The 17,209-nt window shown below is 69.1% G+C and carries 17 protein-coding genes and 1 pseudogene; 9 read left to right on the top strand and 9 right to left on the bottom strand.

Annotated features, from left to right (window positions below):
• From OG943_RS41660 to OG943_RS41645, 4 genes are read left to right on the top strand one after another with little or no spacing between them, the layout of a single operon-like run.
• Positions 1 to 1,434, top strand: coding sequence for an aldehyde dehydrogenase family protein (locus OG943_RS41660; protein ID WP_328606373.1), 1,434 nt, complete (start codon positions 1 to 3; stop codon positions 1,432 to 1,434).
• A complete protein-coding gene (locus tag OG943_RS41655) occupies positions 1,427 to 2,311 on the top strand; it encodes an aldehyde dehydrogenase family protein (protein ID WP_328606372.1) in 885 nt (294 codons plus the stop codon). Before OG943_RS41660 ends, OG943_RS41655 begins: the two co-directional genes overlap by 8 nt.
• 33 nt (positions 2,312 to 2,344) lie before the next feature.
• Complete coding sequence (locus OG943_RS41650) at positions 2,345 to 2,530, top strand: hypothetical protein (protein WP_328606371.1); 186 nt, start codon at positions 2,345 to 2,347, stop codon at positions 2,528 to 2,530.
• Positions 2,531 to 2,532: 2 nt separating this feature from the next.
• The gene (locus OG943_RS41645) at positions 2,533 to 2,709 is read left to right on the top strand and encodes a hypothetical protein (RefSeq protein WP_328606370.1); all 177 of its coding nucleotides are present in this window, start codon (positions 2,533 to 2,535) and stop codon (positions 2,707 to 2,709) included.
• Here the strand turns inward: OG943_RS41645 and OG943_RS41640 are convergent, their stop codons facing one another.
• The gene (locus OG943_RS41640; RefSeq protein ID WP_328606369.1) at positions 2,710 to 3,342 is read right to left on the bottom strand and encodes a TetR/AcrR family transcriptional regulator; all 633 of its coding nucleotides are present in this window, start codon (positions 3,340 to 3,342) and stop codon (positions 2,710 to 2,712) included. It lies immediately after the preceding gene.
• A 205-nt stretch (positions 3,343 to 3,547) separates the two neighbouring features.
• Between OG943_RS41640 and OG943_RS41635 the strand changes: the two genes are divergently transcribed.
• The 4 genes from OG943_RS41635 to OG943_RS41620 are packed head-to-tail and all read left to right on the top strand — an operon-like array spanning position 3,548 to position 7,426.
• Complete coding sequence (locus tag OG943_RS41635) at positions 3,548 to 4,762, top strand: cytochrome P450 (RefSeq protein ID WP_328606368.1); 1,215 nt, start codon at positions 3,548 to 3,550, stop codon at positions 4,760 to 4,762.
• 10 nt (positions 4,763 to 4,772) lie between these two features.
• Positions 4,773 to 5,975 carry a cytochrome P450 gene (locus tag OG943_RS41630; protein WP_328606367.1) on the top strand — a complete coding sequence of 401 codons (1,203 nt, stop codon included), beginning with the start codon at positions 4,773 to 4,775 and terminating at the stop codon, positions 5,973 to 5,975.
• A 10-nt stretch (positions 5,976 to 5,985) separates the two neighbouring features.
• The gene (locus tag OG943_RS41625; RefSeq protein ID WP_328606366.1) at positions 5,986 to 7,191 is read left to right on the top strand and encodes a cytochrome P450; all 1,206 of its coding nucleotides are present in this window, start codon (positions 5,986 to 5,988) and stop codon (positions 7,189 to 7,191) included.
• A gap of 40 nt (positions 7,192 to 7,231) precedes the next feature.
• The gene (locus tag OG943_RS41620) at positions 7,232 to 7,426 is read left to right on the top strand and encodes a ferredoxin (RefSeq protein WP_091624110.1); all 195 of its coding nucleotides are present in this window, start codon (positions 7,232 to 7,234) and stop codon (positions 7,424 to 7,426) included.
• A gap of 81 nt (positions 7,427 to 7,507) precedes the next feature.
• Here the strand turns inward: OG943_RS41620 and OG943_RS41615 are convergent, their stop codons facing one another.
• The 5 genes from OG943_RS41615 to OG943_RS41595 all read right to left on the bottom strand — a co-directional run bounded on the left by OG943_RS41615 (position 7,508) and on the right by OG943_RS41595 (position 12,748).
• Entirely contained in the window at positions 7,508 to 8,596 is a 1,089-nt protein-coding gene (locus tag OG943_RS41615; RefSeq protein WP_328606365.1) for an ABC transporter ATP-binding protein, read from the bottom strand.
• Positions 8,597 to 8,609: 13 nt separating this feature from the next.
• Positions 8,610 to 9,398: a carbohydrate ABC transporter permease gene (locus tag OG943_RS41610; RefSeq protein WP_328612303.1), complete on the bottom strand. Its 789-nt coding sequence runs from the start codon at positions 9,396 to 9,398 to the stop codon at positions 8,610 to 8,612.
• A gap of 83 nt (positions 9,399 to 9,481) precedes the next feature.
• Positions 9,482 to 10,414, bottom strand: a complete 933-nt coding sequence (locus OG943_RS41605; protein ID WP_328606364.1) for a carbohydrate ABC transporter permease — start codon at positions 10,412 to 10,414, stop codon at positions 9,482 to 9,484.
• Positions 10,411 to 11,751, bottom strand: coding sequence for an ABC transporter substrate-binding protein (locus OG943_RS41600; protein WP_328606363.1), 1,341 nt, complete (start codon positions 11,749 to 11,751; stop codon positions 10,411 to 10,413). The genes OG943_RS41605 and OG943_RS41600 overlap by 4 nt, the downstream gene beginning before the upstream one ends.
• Complete coding sequence (locus tag OG943_RS41595; protein ID WP_328606362.1) at positions 11,744 to 12,748, bottom strand: zinc-dependent alcohol dehydrogenase family protein; 1,005 nt, start codon at positions 12,746 to 12,748, stop codon at positions 11,744 to 11,746. The genes OG943_RS41600 and OG943_RS41595 overlap by 8 nt, the downstream gene beginning before the upstream one ends.
• Positions 12,749 to 12,879: 131 nt before the next feature.
• On the opposite strand from OG943_RS41595, the gene OG943_RS41590 reads away from it, so the two are divergent.
• Complete coding sequence (locus tag OG943_RS41590; RefSeq protein WP_328606361.1) at positions 12,880 to 13,875, top strand: sugar-binding transcriptional regulator; 996 nt, start codon at positions 12,880 to 12,882, stop codon at positions 13,873 to 13,875.
• 123 nt (positions 13,876 to 13,998) lie between these two features.
• Here OG943_RS41590 and OG943_RS41585 read toward each other — a convergent pair whose 3' ends face one another.
• The 3 genes and pseudogenes from OG943_RS41585 to OG943_RS41575 all read right to left on the bottom strand — a co-directional run.
• Positions 13,999 to 15,312: a YrhB domain-containing protein gene (locus OG943_RS41585; RefSeq protein ID WP_328606360.1), complete on the bottom strand. Its 1,314-nt coding sequence runs from the start codon at positions 15,310 to 15,312 to the stop codon at positions 13,999 to 14,001.
• Positions 15,313 to 15,364: 52 nt separating this feature from the next.
• The gene (locus OG943_RS41580; RefSeq protein WP_328612302.1) at positions 15,365 to 15,808 is read right to left on the bottom strand and encodes a toxin glutamine deamidase domain-containing protein; all 444 of its coding nucleotides are present in this window, start codon (positions 15,806 to 15,808) and stop codon (positions 15,365 to 15,367) included.
• 408 nt (positions 15,809 to 16,216) lie between these two features.
• Positions 16,217 to 17,173, bottom strand: a pseudogene (locus OG943_RS41575) (WXG100 family type VII secretion target); the annotation flags it as partial.
• Positions 17,174 to 17,209 lie beyond the last annotated feature (36 nt).

Here is a 17,209-nt window from a genome sequence, read left to right as displayed (position 1 = left end):
ATGGGCATTTTCGAATACGCCCCCGCGCCCGAGTCGCGTGCGCTGGCCAACCTCAAGGACCACTACCGGCCCTTCATCGGCGGGGAGTTCGTGGACGGCTCCGGCGAGCCGCTGAAGACGATCAACCCGGCCACCGAGGAGGTCCTCGCGGAGGTCGGCACGGCGTCGGTGTCCGATGTGGACACCGCGGTGAAGGCGGCGCGCAAGGCGTACACCTCGGTCTGGTCGAAGATGCCGGGCACGGAACGGGCCAAGTACCTGTTCCGCATCGCCCGGCTGATCCAGGAGCGCTCGCGCGAGCTGGCGGTGCTGGAGTCGCTGGACAACGGCAAGCCGATCAAGGAGTCACGCGACTCCGACGTGCCGACCGCCGCCGCGCACTTCTTCTACCACGCGGGCTGGGCCGACAAGCTCGACTACGCGGGTTACGGGCCGGACCCGAAGCCGCTCGGCGTGGCCGGCCAGGTGATCCCGTGGAACTTCCCGCTGCTGATGCTGGCGTGGAAGATCGCGCCGGCGCTGGCCACCGGCAACACCGTGGTGCTGAAGCCGGCCGAGACCACGCCGCTCACCGCGCTGGTGTTCGCCGAGATCTGCCAGCAGGCGGAGCTGCCGCCGGGTGTGGTCAACATCCTGCCGGGCGCCGGCGACATCGGCGCGTCCATTGTGGAGCACGCCGACGTCGACAAGATCGCGTTCACCGGCTCGACCGAGGTCGGCAAGCTGATCCAGCGCACCGTCGCGGGCACGCGCAAGAAGCTGACGCTGGAGCTGGGCGGCAAGGCGGCGAACGTGGTGTTCGACGACGCGCCGCTGGACCAGGCCGTGGAGGGGATCGTCAACGGGATCTTCTTCAACCAGGGCCACGTCTGCTGCGCGGGCTCGCGGCTGCTGGTGCAGGAGTCGGTGGCCGAGGAGGTGCTGGAGAAGCTGCGTTACCGCGTCTCCACGCTGCGCCTCGGCGACCCGCTGGACAAGAACACCGACATCGGCGCGATCAACTCCGCCGAGCAGCTGGCGAAGATCCGCGGCCTGGTGGAGTCGGGCGACGCCGAGGGCGCGCAGCGGTGGACCAGCCCGTGCCCGGTGCCGGAGCGCGGTTTCTTCTTCGCCCCCACCGTGTTCTCCGAGGTGCACCAGTCGATGCGGATCGCCCGTGAGGAGATCTTCGGGCCGGTGCTGTCGGTGCTGACGTTCCGCACGCCGGAGGAAGCCGTGGCGAAGGCCAACAACACGCCGTACGGGCTCTCGGCCGGGATCTGGACCGAGAAGGGCTCGCGCATCCTGTGGATGGCGAACCAGCTGCGGGCCGGCGTCGTCTGGGCCAACACCTTCAACCGCTTCGATCCCGCCGCGCCGTTCGGCGGTTACCAGGAGTCCGGGTTCGGCCGCGAGGGCGGGCGTACGGGACTGGAGGCCTACCTCAGTGTTTGATTCAAATCAGTCTGAGACTCGTATAGCCGTCGCGAAGACGTACAAGCTTTACATCGGTGGAAAGTTCCCGCGTTCGGAGTCCGGCCGGGTGTACCCGGTCACCGGCCCGAAGGGGAAGTTCCTGGCCAACGCGGCGCACGCGTCGCGTAAGGACACCCGGGACGCCGTGGTGGCGGCGCGCAAGGCGTTCGGCGGCTGGTCCGGTGCCACGGCGTACAACCGCGGCCAGGTGCTCTACCGCGTCGCCGAGATGCTGGAGGGCCGGCGCGGCCAGTTCACCGCCGAGGTCGCGGCGTCGGAGGGGCTGTCCGACCGCAAGGCCGAGTCCCTTGTGGACACCGCCATCGACCGCTGGGTCTGGTACGCGGGCTGGACGGACAAGATCGCGTCCGTGCTCGGCTCGGCGAATCCCGTGTCGGGGCCGTACTTCTCGTTCACCGTCCCGGAGCCGACGGGTGTGGTGGGTGTGCTGGCGCCGCAGCAGTCCTCGCTGCTGGGCCTGGTGAGCGTGCTCGCGCCGGTGCTGGCCACGGGCTCCACCGCCGTCGTGGTCTCCAGCGCCGAGCGGCCGCTGCCCGCGATCACGCTGTCGGAGGTGCTGGCGACGTCCGACCTGCCGGGCGGCGTCGCGAACATCCTCACCGGCCACGCCGCCGAGCTGGGCCCGTGGCTGGCCTCGCACGGCGACGTCAACGCCCTCGACCCGACCGGCGCCACGGTCGCCGACCGCGTGAAGCTGGCCCAGGAGGCGGCGGGCACGGTGAAGCGCGTGCTGTCCGTCCCCGACGCGGAACCGGACTGGACCACGCGGCCCGACCTGTCGCGCCTGCGCCGTTATCTGGAGGCGAAGACCGTCTGGCATCCGCTGGGCGTCTGAGAACCGGGCGTCTGAAAAACCGAGGGGACGACGATGGGCCGGGCCCGGCCACCGGTGCGCTACCAGCCGATCCCGCCGGACCGGGTGGCGCGGATCCGGCGCTCGGCCCTGCCCGTCGGGCTGGGGCAGCTGGGCCTGGTCATCGTCGCCACCGTCGCGGTCGTCTTCGTCGCGGTCCGCTCGACCGGAACGCCGGCTTCGCCGCCCAGCGGAACGTGATCGTGCTCTGGCTCGCGGGCCTGGCCGAAACAGTGCTCAGCTTCTTCCTGCTGCCGCTCGCGCTCAGCATCAACTTCGGCAAGGTCACCGTCGGGCTCGACCTGCTGCTGCCCGCGCTCGTGCTGGCCGCGTACGGCAGGTTCGCGGCGTTTTTCGTCCGGCGAGTGGTCCCGCGGTGATCAGTTGATGTCGTGACGTCCCAGCGCGCGGCCGGGCAGCGGGGTGCCCGGGTTGGCCCGGAGGCCGTCGATCATGATCGCGATGCAGCGGGCGGTGGACATCTCCCTGATCTCCGGCCGGCGCGACTCCATCTGGCGTAGCAGCAGCGCGAACAGCATCGCGACGTCGCCCGCCCCGATGTCCGGGCGCAGGTCGCCCTCCTCCTGCGCGCCGCGGACCATCGTTTCGACCTCGACCAGCAGCTCGTCGCGCAGCCGGGTGATCGCCGGGTCGTCCTTGACGATCTCCAGCGCCTTCTTCGACAGCATCGCCAGCTGGATCGACAGGTGCAGCTCCACGGACTGGTACAGCAGCCGGACCAGCGCCTGCCACGCCGTCGGCTCCTGGGCCATGGCCTCGCGCGCATCGTCGAGCACGCGGGCGAAGTTGTCGACCGCGACCGCGCGGATGAGGGCTTCACGGTCGGGGAACCGCCGGTAGAGCGTGCCGACACCGACCCCCGCCGAGCGGGCGATCTCCTCCATCGGCACCTCGGGGCCGTACTCGGCGAAGATCAGCCGCGCCGCCGCGATGATCTGGTCACGGTTGCGCCGCGCGTCCGCCCTCAAGGGAATGTGGGGGTCTGCGCTCATGGCCCCGCCCTTCCGCCTAGCCCGTTCGGATCTATTACGAGCCCGAATTCTCGCATGGTCAGTCGTCGACGCACTGCGACCACGACTCGTCACCCCTTTGCTAGTGGACGAAGATATTCCGCTTCGGTACCGTGGACCACGAACCGGAATGTAGTCCTCCACATACGTTCCGTACAGGTTCATATCACCCAAAGGGGACTCGATCATGACCGAAGTTGCCGAACCCGAGCTCGCCAGCTTCCCGATGACGCGCACTGACCCGTTCGCTCCGCCACCGGAGTACGAACGGTTCCAGAAGTCACGGGCGGAGCGCGTCGAGCTCCCGACCGGCCAGAACGCCTGGGTGATCTCGAAGCACGAAGACGTGCGCGCGATGCTGAACGACCCGAGGTTCAGCTCCGACCGCTTCAAGCCCGGCTTCCCGAACCTCGTCAAGGACGCCCCGCAGCAGCCGGGGCAGCGGCGGCTCAACCCGTCGCTGATCAACATGGACCCGCCGGTGCACGGCCCCGCCCGCCGTGCGGTGCTGGGCGAGTTCACCGTCCGGCGGATGAAGGCCCTGCAGCCGCGCATCCAGGAGATCGTGGACGAGCACATCGACGCGATGCTGGCCGGTGACCAGCCGGCCGACCTGGTGTCGGCCCTGTCGCTGCCGGTGCCGTCGCTGGTGATCTGCGAACAGCTCGGCGTCCCCTACGGCGACCACGACTTCTTCCAGGCGAACACCAGCAAGCTCCTCAGCCGCGAGGTGCCGGGAGAAGAGCGCCTGAAGACCGTCGAGGCGCTGCGGGACTACCTCACCGACCTGGTCGTGAAGAAGGAGCAGGCCCCCTCCGACGACCTGCTCGGCCGCCAGGTCGTGAAGGGCCGTGAAGACGGCACCTACGACCGCGAAGACCTCGTGGCGATGGCCTTCCTGCTGCTCATCGCCGGGCACGAGACCACGGCGAACATGATCTCGCTCGGCACGGTGGCGCTGCTGGAGCACCCCGAGCAGCTCGAGGCGGTCAAGGCCGACCCCGGCAAGACGCTGGACGCCGTGGAGGAGCTGCTGCGCTACTTCACCATCGCGGAGTTCGCCACCACCCGCGTCGCGACGGCGGACGTCGAGATCGCGGGCGTCACCGTCAAGGAGGGCGAGGGGGTGCTGGGCCTGAGCTACGCCGCGAACTTCGACGACGACGCGTTCCCCGAGCCGGACAAGCTCGACATCACCCGCGGCGGCCGCCACCACGTGGCGTTCGGCTTCGGCGCGCACCAGTGCCTCGGCCAGAACCTCGCGCGGATGGAGCTGCAGATCGTGTTCGACACGCTGTTCCGCCGCATCCCCACGCTGAAGCTGGCCGCCCCGGTCGAGCAGCTGCCGTTCAAGCACGACTCCCAGATCTTCGGTCTCCACCGCCTGCCCGTCACCTGGTGAGGAGGAACCCATGACCACGATGGAGCTCCCGGTCCCGCGCACGGACCCGTTCGAGCCGCCCAAGGAATACGCCGAGCACCTCGCGAAGCCGGGTGAGCACCCGGTCCAGCGGGTGCGGCTCCCCGGCGGCAACGAGGCCTGGGCGGTCTCGCGGCACGAAGACGTGCGGACCGTGTTCAACGACCCCCGGTTCTCCGCCGACCGGTTCAACCCCGGCTTCCCGGTCCTGGCGGAGGGCGGCAACGCGTTCCGCCGCAGCGAGTCCGACCGGAACATGCTCTCGATGGACGCGCCGCAGCACGGCCCGGCGCGCAAGGCGGTGCTCGGCGAGTTCACCGTCAAGCGGGTCGCGGGCCTGAAGCCGCGGATCCAGGAGATCGTCGACGAGCTGATCGACGAGATGCTGGCCGGGCCGAAGCCCGCCGACCTCGTCGAGCGGCTCGCGTTGCCGGTGCCCTCACTGGTGATCTGCGAAATGCTCGGCGTCCCGTACGCCGACCACGACTTCTTCCAGGCGAACACCAGCAAGCTGCTCAGGCGCACGACCGGCAACGAGGACCGGCGGGCGGCGTTCGACAACGTGATCGGCTACCTCTCGGAGCTGATCGCCGCGAAGGAGACGGCCCCCGGTGACGACCTGATCAGCAGGCAGATCGCCAAGCGCCGCGCGGAAGGCCCGTACGAGCGCGGGCCGCTGACCAGCCTGGCGTTCCTGCTGCTGGCGGCCGGGCACGAGACCACGGCGAACATGATCTCGCTCGGCACCGTGGCGCTGCTGGAGAACCCGGCGCAGCTGGCCGCGATCAAGGCGGACCCCGGCAAGACGCCCGAGGCCATCGAGGAGCTGCTGCGGTACTTCTCCATCGTCGAGAACACCGCGCGGGTGGCGAAGGAGGACGTCGAGATCGGCGGCGTCACCATCAAGGCCGGCGAGGGCGTGGTGGTGATGAGCTACGCCGCGAACTGGGACGCCGGGGTGTTCGCCGACTCCGGCACGTTCGACGTCGAGCGCGGCGCGCGCCACCACGTGGCGTTCGGCTTCGGCCCGCACCAGTGCCTCGGCCAGAACCTGGCCCGCACCGAGCTGCAGGTCGTCTTCGACACCCTGATCCGCCGCGTGCCCACGCTGGCGCTGGCGGCCCCGGTCGACGACCTGCCCTTCAAGGACGACGCGCTGATCTACGGCCTGTACCGGCTGCCGGTCACCTGGTGAAGGAGAAAGCATGACCACGCTTGAAGAACTGGAGTTCCCGCTCTCCCGCACGAACCCGTTCGGGCCGCCGGAGGCGTACACGCAGATCCGCGAAGAGCAGCCGATCACGCGCGTGCGCGTGCCCGACGGCAAACACGTCTGGCTGGTCACCCGGCACGAGGACGTCCGCGCGGTGCTCAACGACCGGCGGTTCTCCTCCGACCGGTTCAGCGACAACTTCCCGATCCTGGTCAAGGGCGGCAACGTGTTCCGCCGCAACGAGTCCGAGCGGTCGCTGATCTCCATGGACGCGCCGCAGCACGGCCCGGCGCGCAAGGCGGTGCTCGGGGAGTTCACCGTCAAGCGCGTGAACGCGCTGCGGCCGCGGATCCAGCAGATCGTCGACGAGCTGATCGACGAGATCCTCGCCTCCCCCGGCCCGGTGGACCTGGTGGAGATGCTTTCACTGCCGGTGCCCTCGCTGGTGATCTGCGAGCTGCTCGGGGTGCCCTACGAAGACCACGACCTGTTCCAGAAGGACACGGCGAAGCTGCTCAAGCGGGACCTCCCGTTCGAGGAGCGGCAGGCCGCGTCCGACCGGGTGCGCACGTACCTGCGCGAGCTGGTCGCCACGAAGGAGGCCGCGCCGGGCGACGACCTGATCGGCAGGCAGATCGTCAAGCTGCGCGAGGAAGGCACCTACAACCGCGACGGGCTGGTCGGGCTGACCTTCCTGCTCCTGCTGGCCGGGCACGAGACCACGGCGAACATGATCTCGCTCAGCACCGTGGCGCTGCTGCGGCACCCCGACCAGCTCGAGGCGATCAAGGCGGACCCGGGCAAGACGCTCCACGCGATCGAGGAGCTGCTGCGCTACTTCACGATCGTCGACCTGGCCACCTCGCGCTTCGCGACGGAAGACGTCGAGATCGACGGGGTCACCATCCGGTCGGGTGAAGGTGTGCTCGCGGTGGGCTACGCCGCCAACTGGGACCCGCGGGTCTTCGACGAGCCGGCCGAGCTCGACATCAAGCGCGGCGCGCGCCACCACGTCGCCTTCGGTTTCGGCCCGCACCAGTGCCTCGGCCAGAACCTGGCCCGCGCCGAGCTGCAGATCGTCTTCGACACCCTGTTCCGACGGATCCCGGACCTGAAGCTGGCCGCGCCGGTCGAAGAGCTGCCATTCAAGGAAGACGCGTCGATCTATGGCCTGTACCGGCTGCCGGTGACCTGGTAGAGATCAGAGTGCTCCCACCACGAGCCAGGAAGAGGAAGTCATGAAGATCATCGCGGACACCGGCAAGTGTGTCGGCGCCGGCCAGTGCGTACTCACCGAACCCGCCCTGTTCGACCAGAGCGAGGACGACGGCACGGTCATCGTGCTGAACGAGACCCCGGACGGCGAGCTGGTGGACAAGGCCCGTGAGGCCGTCAACGTCTGCCCGAGCCAGGCCCTCTCCCTGCAGGAGTAGGACGACAAAGCCGTTAAGGCCTCCTTACCCGCGTGCCACGCGGGTAAGGAGGCCTTAACGGCGTTTGGACCCGGGAACGCCTCAGCTCAGGCTCAGCGACGTCCCCGGGTGGAATGCGTGGGTCTCACCCTCGCCGCGCAGGGCAACGCGCACGTTGTCCCCCATGCGGGGCGGCGTGCGGCCGTCGACGCGGACCACGAACCGGTCGTCGCCGACCTTGCCGTGCAGGTAGGCGTCGGCACCCAGCTCCTCGACCAGCTCCACCACCAGCTCGAAGCCCTCCTCGGCCTCGCCGACCAGGCGCAGGGACTCCGGCCGGACACCGAAGATCACCTCCGACAGGCTGTCCGCGCGGGCGGCCGTCAGCTCGGCCGTCGGCAGGGGTATCACGAGGTCGCCGAGCTTGACCCCGCCCTCGGCCAGCGGCAGGGTCGCCAGGTTCATCGCCGGCGAGCCGATGAAACCCGCGACGAAGGCGTTTGTCGGGTTCTCGTACAGCTCCCGCGGCGCGGCGCACTGCTGCAGCACGCCGTCCTTGAGCACGGCCACCCGGTCGCCCATCGTCATGGCCTCGACCTGGTCGTGGGTCACGTAGATGGTGGTGGTGCCGAGGCGCTGCTGGAGCTTCGCGATGTTGGCGCGCGTCTCCACCCGCAGCTTCGCGTCCAAGTTGGACAGTGGCTCGTCCATCAGGAACACGCTCGGCTCGCGCACGATCGCCCGGCCCATCGCCACGCGCTGGCGCTGGCCGCCCGAGAGCGCCTTCGGCTTGCGCTCCAGGTACTTGGTCAGGTCCAGCATCGCGGCGGCCTCGGCCACCTTGGCGTCGATGTCCGATTTGGACATCCCGCGCAGCTTGAGCGCGAAGCCCATGTTGTCGGCCACGGTCATGTGCGGGTACAGCGCGTAGGACTGGAACACCATGGCGATGTCCCGGTCCTTCGGCGGCAGGTCGGTGACGTCGCGGTCGCCGATCCGGATGGCGCCCTCGTTCACGTCCTCCAGCCCGGCCAGCATCCGCAGCGCGGTGGACTTGCCCGAGCCGGACGGGCCCACCAGCACCAGGAACTCGCCGTCGGGGACTTCGAGGCTCAGCTTGTCGACGGCGCGCACGCCCGGGTTTCCGGGGTAGACACGCGACGCCTGGTCGTAAGTCACTTCAGCGGACACAGCGTCTCTCCCTTTACTTCACGGCGCCCATGGACAGACCGCGCACCAGGTGGTTCTGCGCGATCCAGCCGACGATCATCACCGGCAGCGAGGCCAGCAGCGCGGCGGCGGACAGCTGGGCCCAGTACAGGCCCTCGCTGGTGATGAAGCTGACCAGGAACACCGGCACGGTGCCGGCCCTGGCAGCGGTGAGGTTGACCGCGTAGAAGAACTCCGTCCAGGAGAAGATCACGCAGATCAGCGCGGTCGCGGCCACTCCGGGCGCGACCACCGGCATGATGATCTTGCGCAGCAGCGTCGGCAGGTTCGCCCCGTCGATCCGCGCCGCCTCGATCATCTCGCCCGGCACCTCCAGGAAGAACGAGCGCATCATCCAGATCGCCAGCGGCAGGTTCATCGCGGTGTACAGGATGATCAGCGCCCACACCGTGTCCAGCAGGTTGGTGTTCTGCGAGATCACGTACAGCGGGATGATCGCCGCGACGATCGGCAGCATCTTCGTGGAGAGGAAGAAGCTCAGCGCGTTCTTGGTGCCCTTGACCGGTGCCAGCGACAGCGCGTACGCCGCCGGGATGCCCAGCAGCAGCACCAGCAGCGTGGAGATGACCGTGACGAACGCCGAGTTTCCGAGGTAGGGCAGGAAGTCGCCGTTCAGCACCCCGGAGATCTGGTCGAAGGTGGGCTTGAAGAACAGCTTCGGCGGATCGCTGTAGGCGTCGGACTCCTGCTTGAACGCGGTGAGGATCATCCACAGCAGCGGGAAGACGAACAGGATCGCCAGCACCCAGGTGACGACGGTCAGCGAGCCCGCCCCGACGCGGCGTTTCGCCTTGCGCCGCGGTGGTTCCGAGCCGGTGCCGACAGGTGCGGTGGCGGTTGCGGTGGTCACTTCGTGCCTCCGTCCACGGAGAACGCGCGGAACATCAGCCGCAGGGCGAAGGTCGCGACGATCATGGTCAGGATGACCACGACCACGCCCATCGCCGAGGACTGGCCGATGTCGAAGCCCTCGAACGCGCGTTGGTAGATGTAGAACGGCAGGTTGGTGCTGGCCGTGCCCGGCCCGCCCTGCGTCATCAGGAAGATCGCGTCGAAGCTGTTCACGATGTAGATCGCGCCGAGCAGCGTGGCCAGCTGCAGGAACCGCGAAAGGTGCGGCAGCGTGATCGAGAAGAAGGTGCGCCAGCGGCTCGCCCCGTCCACCGACGCGGCCTCCAGCACCTCCTTCGACTGGCTCTGCAGGCCGGCCAGGGTCAGCAGCATCATGAACGGCGTCCACTGCCACACGATCTGGGCCATCACCGCGGCAAGCGGGAACTGCGAAAGCCAGTCGACGTCGGTGTTGAACACGAAGTGCAGCAGGCCGAACGTCGGGTCGAACATCGTGGTCTTCCACAGCAGCGCGCCGGCCGCCGGGAGGATCAGGAACGGCGTGATCAGCAGCGTCCGGACGAACCCGCGGCCGGCGAACTTGCGGTCGAGCAGGATCGCCAGGCCGAGCCCGAGCAGCAGCGACACGAGCACGCACACCACGGTGAGCACCACGGTGTTGAGCAGCGCGCCGAGGAACGTGGTGTCGGTGAAGACGTCGACGTAGTTGCTGAAGCCGACGAAGTGCTGTGAGCCCGGCCGCACCAGGTTCCAGGACTGGAACGAGTAGTACAGCGTGAGCAGGAACGGGATCTGCGTGACCGCGATGACGAAGATCAGCGCGGGCAGCAGCGGCAGCCGCCGCTTCCCGGACTTGTTCACTTCCTTCTTCGCCGGTGCGGCCGCGGTTGCCGGCGCCGTGCCGGCGGGGACCGAGAGAGTACTCACCGGGCCACCTCCTGATAGGACTTGCCCACGGTCTCCGCGTACTTCTGCGACTGCGCGAGAGCGTCCGCCACGGAGGTCTGCCCGGCGATGGCCGCCGACAGCTGCTGGCTCACCCGGGTGCCGAGGTCCTGGAACTCCGGGATCCCGACGAACTGGATGCCCGGGTAGGGCACGGGGTTGACCATGGTCTTCTGCTGGTTCGCGTTCGCGATGCCGTCCAGCGTCGGCTGCGCGTACGCCTTGGCGGCTTCCTTGTACTGCGGGATCTCGTAAGTGGACTTGCGGATGCCCGGCGGCACGCGGTTCCAGCCGTAGGTCTCGCCGACCTTCTTCGCGTACTCCTTGTCGGTCATCCAGGCCATGAACTTCCAGGCGTCGTCCTTGTCCTTGGCGACCTTCGGGATGGCCAGTGACCAGGTGTAGAGCCAGCCGCTGGCCTGCGTCTTGTCGACCGGGGCGGGGGCGTAGCCGTTCTTCCCGACCACGAGGCTGGTGGACGGGTCCTCGGTGGTGCCGGTCATCGACGTGGCGTCGTACCACATCGCGGCGTTGCCCTGGGCGTAGCGCGTGCCGCACTCGGTGAACCCGGCGCTGGAGGCACCGACCTCACCGTGGTCGCGCACGAGGTTCACGTAGAAGTTCGCCGCCTTGGTGAACTCGGGGCTGGTCAGCTTGGCGTTCCAGTCCTTGTCGAACCACTGCGCGCCGAACGTGTTGGCGACCGTGGTGAACGGCGCGAGGCTCTCGCCCCAGCCGGGCTTGCCGCGCAGGCAGATCCCGGAGACGCCGGTCTGCTTGTTGTCGAGCTTCGCGGCGAAGCCGGCGATCTGGTCCCACGTGGGGTGCGCGGGCATGGTCAGGCCGGCCTGCTGGAAGAGGTCCTTGCGGTAGACGACGAAGGAGGACTCCCCGTAGAACGGCACCGCGTACATCTGGTTCTGGTACGACAGCGACTCCCGGATGCTCGGGATGAAGTCGTCCTCGTCGTAGCCGGGGGTGGCCTTCATGTGCGGTTCGAGGTTCTCGAGCCAGCCGTTGGCCCCCCACTGCGGGGCCTCGTAGTTGCTGATCATCACCACGTCGAACTCGCCGCCCTGGGTGGCGGTGGAGGCGGTGATCTTCGCGCGGGCCTCGTTCTCCGGCAGGGAGACGAACTTGAGGTTCACGCCGGGGTTGTTCTTCTCGAACTCGCCCTTCAGCGAGATGGCGTCCTTCATCTGGGCGTTGGACACGATCGCGACGACCAGTGTCCGCCCGCCGTTGCCGAGTGAACCGGCTCCGGCGCATCCCGTCACGAACAGCGCTGTAACGGCCAGGAAGCACAGGAGTTTACGCACGGCTGCCTCCGGGAAGGACCTGGATCTTCAGGCCGGAGCCGCTGCGCATCTTGGCCAGCGCGTCCGGGTACTGCTCGAGCGGCAGGGTGTCGGTGATCAGGGCCTCGGTGTTGATGACGCCCTTGGCCACCAGGTCGAGCGCGTTCGCGTAGCTGTTCAGCACCGCCATCGAGCCGACGATGGTGATCTCGTCGTTGTAGATGCGGAACGGCGAGAGCGCCACGCGCGCCTCGGCCGGCGCGACGCCGAACACGAGCAGCCGTCCGCCGCGCCGCAGCGCGTCGAAGGCAGACTCGATGGCGGGGGCGGCCCCGGTGCAGTCGACCGCGGCGTCGTACAGCTCGCCGTCGAGCGCGGACACGTCCTCGGCCACGGCGACGGCGCCGAGCCCGGTGGCGCGCGGCAGGCGGCTCGCGTTGCGGTCGACCACCGTCACTTCGGCGCCCGAACGCTGCAGCAGCTGCTGCATGATCAGGCCCATCGTGCCGGCGCCGACGACCAGGAACCGCTCACCGGCCTCGACGCCGATGCGGCGCACGCCGTGCACGGCGCAGGAGACGGGCTCCACGATGGCGCCCTGTTCCCAGGTCATCGAGTCCGGCATCCGGTGGCAGGTGTCGGCGGGCACGGCGACGTACTCGGCGAACGCCCCGTCCACCGTGTCACCGGTCGCGTTCCAGTTGGCGCAGAGGTTCCCGTGCCCGGAGCGGCAGGGGGTGCAGTACCCGCAGTACAGCGACGGGTCGACGGCAACGCGGTCGCCGACCTTCCACTCGGGCGGCACGTCCGCGCCGAGCTCGACGATCTCCCCGGCGAACTCATGGCCGGGGACGATGGGATACGGGGTCGGCGGGAAGTGCCCGTCGGCGATGTGCAGGTCGGTCCCGCAGATCCCGCAGGCACCCACCTTCACGACGACCTGGCGCTCTCCGGGCTTCGGATCGGGAACGTCCCCGACCCGGATTTCGCCGGGCCGGTCCACGATCGCGGCGCGCATGCCTCATCCCCTTCCTGTTCGCTCATCTGAGCGACTGTGATCTATAGCTCAGCTAACATGTGTGAGCATTAGAGGTGTTTCCTAGGGGTTACGTCAACCTCTTCTAGTGATTTTCAGGCTAGAGTGCTCATATGAGCAGGAAGAAAGGGCAACCTCGCCTGACTGAGATGCTGGAGCTGGCCACTATCGCCCGGCGCTTCTACGTGCAGGGCCGCTCGAAGCTCGAGATCGCGGACGAGTTCGGCGTCAGCCGGTTCAAGGTCGCCCGCATGCTGGACACCGCTCGGGAGAGCGGGCTGGTGCGGGTCGAGTTCGACCTGCCGGCGCCCGTCGACGTGGAGCTGTCCGACGAGCTGCGGCTGGCCTACGGGCTGGACCGGGTGCTGGTGCTCGAACGCACGGCGGAGAAGGAGCCGAAGGAACTGGTGCGCAAGAAGGTCGGCGCGCTGGCCGCTCATCTGCTCGAAGAGATCGTCAGCTCGAAGGACGTCGTCGGCCTCTCCTGGGCCCGGTCGGTCAACGCCATGACCGAGGCCATCCGGACCCTGCCGCGCTGCCCGATCGTCCAGCTGTGCGGCGTGCAGGCCGGGATGGACATGCGGGGCCGGTCGGTCGAGACGGTGAGCCGCGTGACCGCGGTGTCCGGCGGCGACGCGTACCCGATCTTCGGCCCGCTCGTGCTCCCCGACCGCCGGACCGCGGAGACCCTGCGCCGCCAGCCGGGCATCGCGGAGACGTTCGGCCAGTTCAAGAACCTGACGAAGGCGGTGGTGAGCATCGGCGCCTGGCAACCGGGCGAGTCCACCGTCTACGACGCACTGGACGAAGCCGAGCGCGCCGCGATCACCGCCCGCGGCGCCACGGCCGAGGTGGCCGCGAGACTGTTCGACGCCTCCGGCAACGCCGTGTCGACCGGCCTGGCGCACCACGTGCTGGCAATCAGCACGGAAGACCTGCGCGCCGTCCCGGAGGTGATCGCCATCGGCTACAGCGAGCCCAAAGCCGCGGCCGTGGACGCCGTCCTGCGCTCCGGCATGGTCTCGACCCTCGTCACGGACGCCGCGGCGGCCGGGCCGCTGCTGGAACTGGTGGCACGGAACCCGCTTCCCGAGCCGGCGGCCACTTAGGGCATCCCGTGACCGTCCCTGGTTTGCGCCCCAATGTGGCGTTCGGTGCGCTCAACGCACCGAACGCCACATTGGGTGCGCTCAACGCAACCAACGCCACATTGGGGCGCTTCAGCCGGACGCTCAGCGGCCGGTGGGCACGACCCCGTGCGCGTAGGTCACCACGACCAGTCCCAGCGGGCTGTTCTCCATCCGGGGCGGGGCCTGCGGCTCGCGGGCGTCGGCGATCCGGGGCTCGCCGCCCTCGTTCACCGCCAGGAACAGGTTCCCGACGGTCTCCCGGCCGTGCCGGTCCTGCCGGCGCGCCCACACCAGGCCCGCGGTGCCCTCGGGCAGGGTCGCCAGCTCGGCGAGCACCTCGGGCCAGCTCGCGAGCAGGCGCTCGGCGCGGACCGGGCCGAGGCCGGCCATCGTCGGCGCGAACCAGGCCGCGGCCCCGGTGTCCGGTGGGGCTGGCAGGTCCGGGGCGCCGCCGTCCCAGCGCTGGAAGTAGGTCCACGGATCGTCGTTGGGCAGGCCGAACGGCGCTTCGCCGTCCTGCGGGACGACCAGCGCGGCGTCGAGCATCTGGTGGTGCCAGTCGCCGGTCGCGGCGAACTCGCGTGTGGTGCAGGCGAACAGCCAGCCCCGGCTGGTCCGGTCCACTTCGGACGGTGCCACCAGCACCGCCTCGCCGTCGTAGGTCGCCTCCAGCCACGCGGTGGCCTTCCGCACGGCCGCGGCGAGGTCGGCCGCCGGCGCCTGCCACGGCGCGGGCACCGGTTCCACCGACGCGTGCCGGAACGCGGCCACGACCAGCTCCAGCACCTCGCTGTCCTGCACCGCCGCGGGCAGGCCGCGCTGCGGGTCGAGGACCATCACCCCGCGGGCCGTGCTGTCGGCGTAGAGCAGGTGGCCGGTGATCTCCGCGTCCCGGTAACGCCGGCGCAGCCACACGATCGCGCCGCCGCCCGGCCCGGTCGCCGCGATCGTTTCGCTGGCCGAAGCCCAGGTGAGGTGCCGGGTGGTCACCGCGTCGGGGAAGTGCGCGGCCAGCAGCCGGGACCACCAGTCGGGCTGCTCGTGCTCCGGCTCCCACCTCAACGCGCTGGCCGGGGCGCCGTGCAGCAACGCGTCGGCGGCCAGCAGGCAGCCGCGGGCGTTGACTCGCGAGCGCCACGGCTGCCCGCCCTGGGCGCCGGGCCCGACGTTCAGCAGCTCGTCGAGCGGGGCGGAGTTCGCGGCCGGGAAGGGATCGCCGCCGTCCTTGGGCACGAGCACCGTCGAGGCCAGCAGCGGCTGCGGGGCGGCGTGCCCGCGGATCACCTCGTCGGCGAACCGGCAGGCCACGAGCCAGCTGTGCCGCCCTTCGGCGATCGGGCGGGTGCCCGCCACCACGACACGTCCGCCGTAGGTCTGCCGCAGCCAGCCGGCGGCGGCGGAAATCGGGTCCGTCATCTCGGTGCTTACCTGCTCCTACTCGGGGACGGCCAGACATTCGGGGCCATGGTCACGGTACGGCCGCCCCGGGGAGCGGGTACTTCATGGTCCAGATCTCCGAGGGAGGCCTGCTCATGTCGGCGGGCAGGCCCGACTGTCCGTCAAGGTAACGCACCGTGCCGTCGGGAGCCCGGTGCGCGTTGAAGAAGTGGCCGACCGACTCACCGGGCCACTTGACCGCGATCGACGCGTGTGTTCCCGGCGGCGAGCTCAGCATGTCCTGGTGCAGTTTGCCGTAGTCGCCGACGGGCTGGAACTTGCCGCCGAAGTCGGTCCGGCCCTCGACGTCGGTGAGCGTCTGGGGCTTCGACGGCCCGGCCGGGTTCACCTTTCCGTGCAGCAGCAGATCGGCCGTGGAGCTGGTGCAGTTGCCGCAGTTGGTGTTGTGGTCGGGGACGTTGTTGTCGTACTTCTGCTGGTTGATCTTGTCGAAGTCCGGATACTCGTGCTTCATGAAGATCTCGGCGTCTTCACGGGACTTGAAGTGGCCGCTGGTGATCGCGTCCGTCGGCCACCCGGGCGGCGGCCCGTGGGGCCCCTGCTCCGGCCCGTCCGGCGGCGGCGGCGAATCCGGCTTCTCGTGCTCCGGTGACGGCGGGTCACTCATTTCGTGATCCTGTGCCGGGGGATCTTGGTCCTTCGGCGGATCATGCTCCTTCGGCGGCGCGTCAGTCATCTCGTGGTCCTGCGACGGCGCGTCAGTATCCGAATGATCCTTCGGCGGGTCACTCATCTCGTGATCCTGCGCCGGCGGATCCTGCTGCCGTCGCGACTGGTTCCGGCGCAACTGCTGCTCCACCCGCTCGCGCAGGCGCTGGCGCTCCTTCTCGGCCTTGATCTGCTGGAAGGTCTTGCGCGGCCGTCCGCCGGGGCCGCCGAACGGGTTGTCCGGCGAGTCCGAGCCGTCCTTGCCGCCGCCGGACTCGCCGGAGCGGTCCGGCCCTTTGCCGGGCGGGCCACCGAAACTGCCCGAGGGGTCGGTGTGCTCGTTGTCCTTGGGATCGGACTTGGGTTTGTCGGACTTGACGTTGATGTCCTTGGGCTTGTCGGCCGATTTGACCTTGCCGCCCTTGAGGTTCTTGAGCGCCTTGCCCGCGTCCTCGAACAGCGTCCCGGCCTTCTTCAGCAGCGGCACCAGCGCCTTGATCGCCTTCACCAGCTTCGTGGTGACCTGAGTGATCTTCGACGCCGTCTTCGCCACCGCGGCGATAACCTGCGGCACCACCCACGTCATCCCGATGCCGAGGGTGAACACCACCTGCAACGCCCACGAAATCAGGTGCCCCACCAACTCGGCGATCGTGTCACGCACCAGCGTGCGAACCGCCCCGACCACCTCACCCGCAGTCTTGACCCCGCTGCCCGCGCCCTCGCAACCCTTCTGCGCACTGGCGATCAGCGCCGAAGTGTCCTCCGCCTTCTTCCGGTACGCGTCCGCCGCGTCGCCCTTCCAGCTCTCCAAGTCCTTCTTGACCAGATCGGTCAACTCCGCCGAGACACTCTCGAGCTCCTTGGCGACGTTCGCCCACGTCTCCGACTGCGCCGCGATCTGATCCGCATCCCCGGTCAGCGCGTTCAGCGCTTCCTTCAACGGACCTACGTGCTCGATCAGCCAACCCACACCTGCGGCGAAGATCGCGCCGAACGGGTCCATCACCGCGGTGAGCGCGTCCAGCGCAGTCCCCACCGCGCCCATCGCGACCCCGGCCCAGTCCTTGCTCTCGATCGCCGACTTCAGCCCGGTCGCATCCTCCAGCAACGGCACACCCGACACCGACGTCGTCGAATCCTTCACCGGCGCGACCAACGGATTACTCACGAAGGGTGTCTCTTTCACTGATCAGGGCGAACAAGG

The organism is Amycolatopsis sp. NBC_00345 (genome assembly GCF_036116635.1).
Taxonomy (GTDB): domain Bacteria; phylum Actinomycetota; class Actinomycetes; order Mycobacteriales; family Pseudonocardiaceae; genus Amycolatopsis.
Note: the sequence above shows the minus strand (reverse complement) of the source record. Positions and strands in the feature narration are given on the sequence as shown.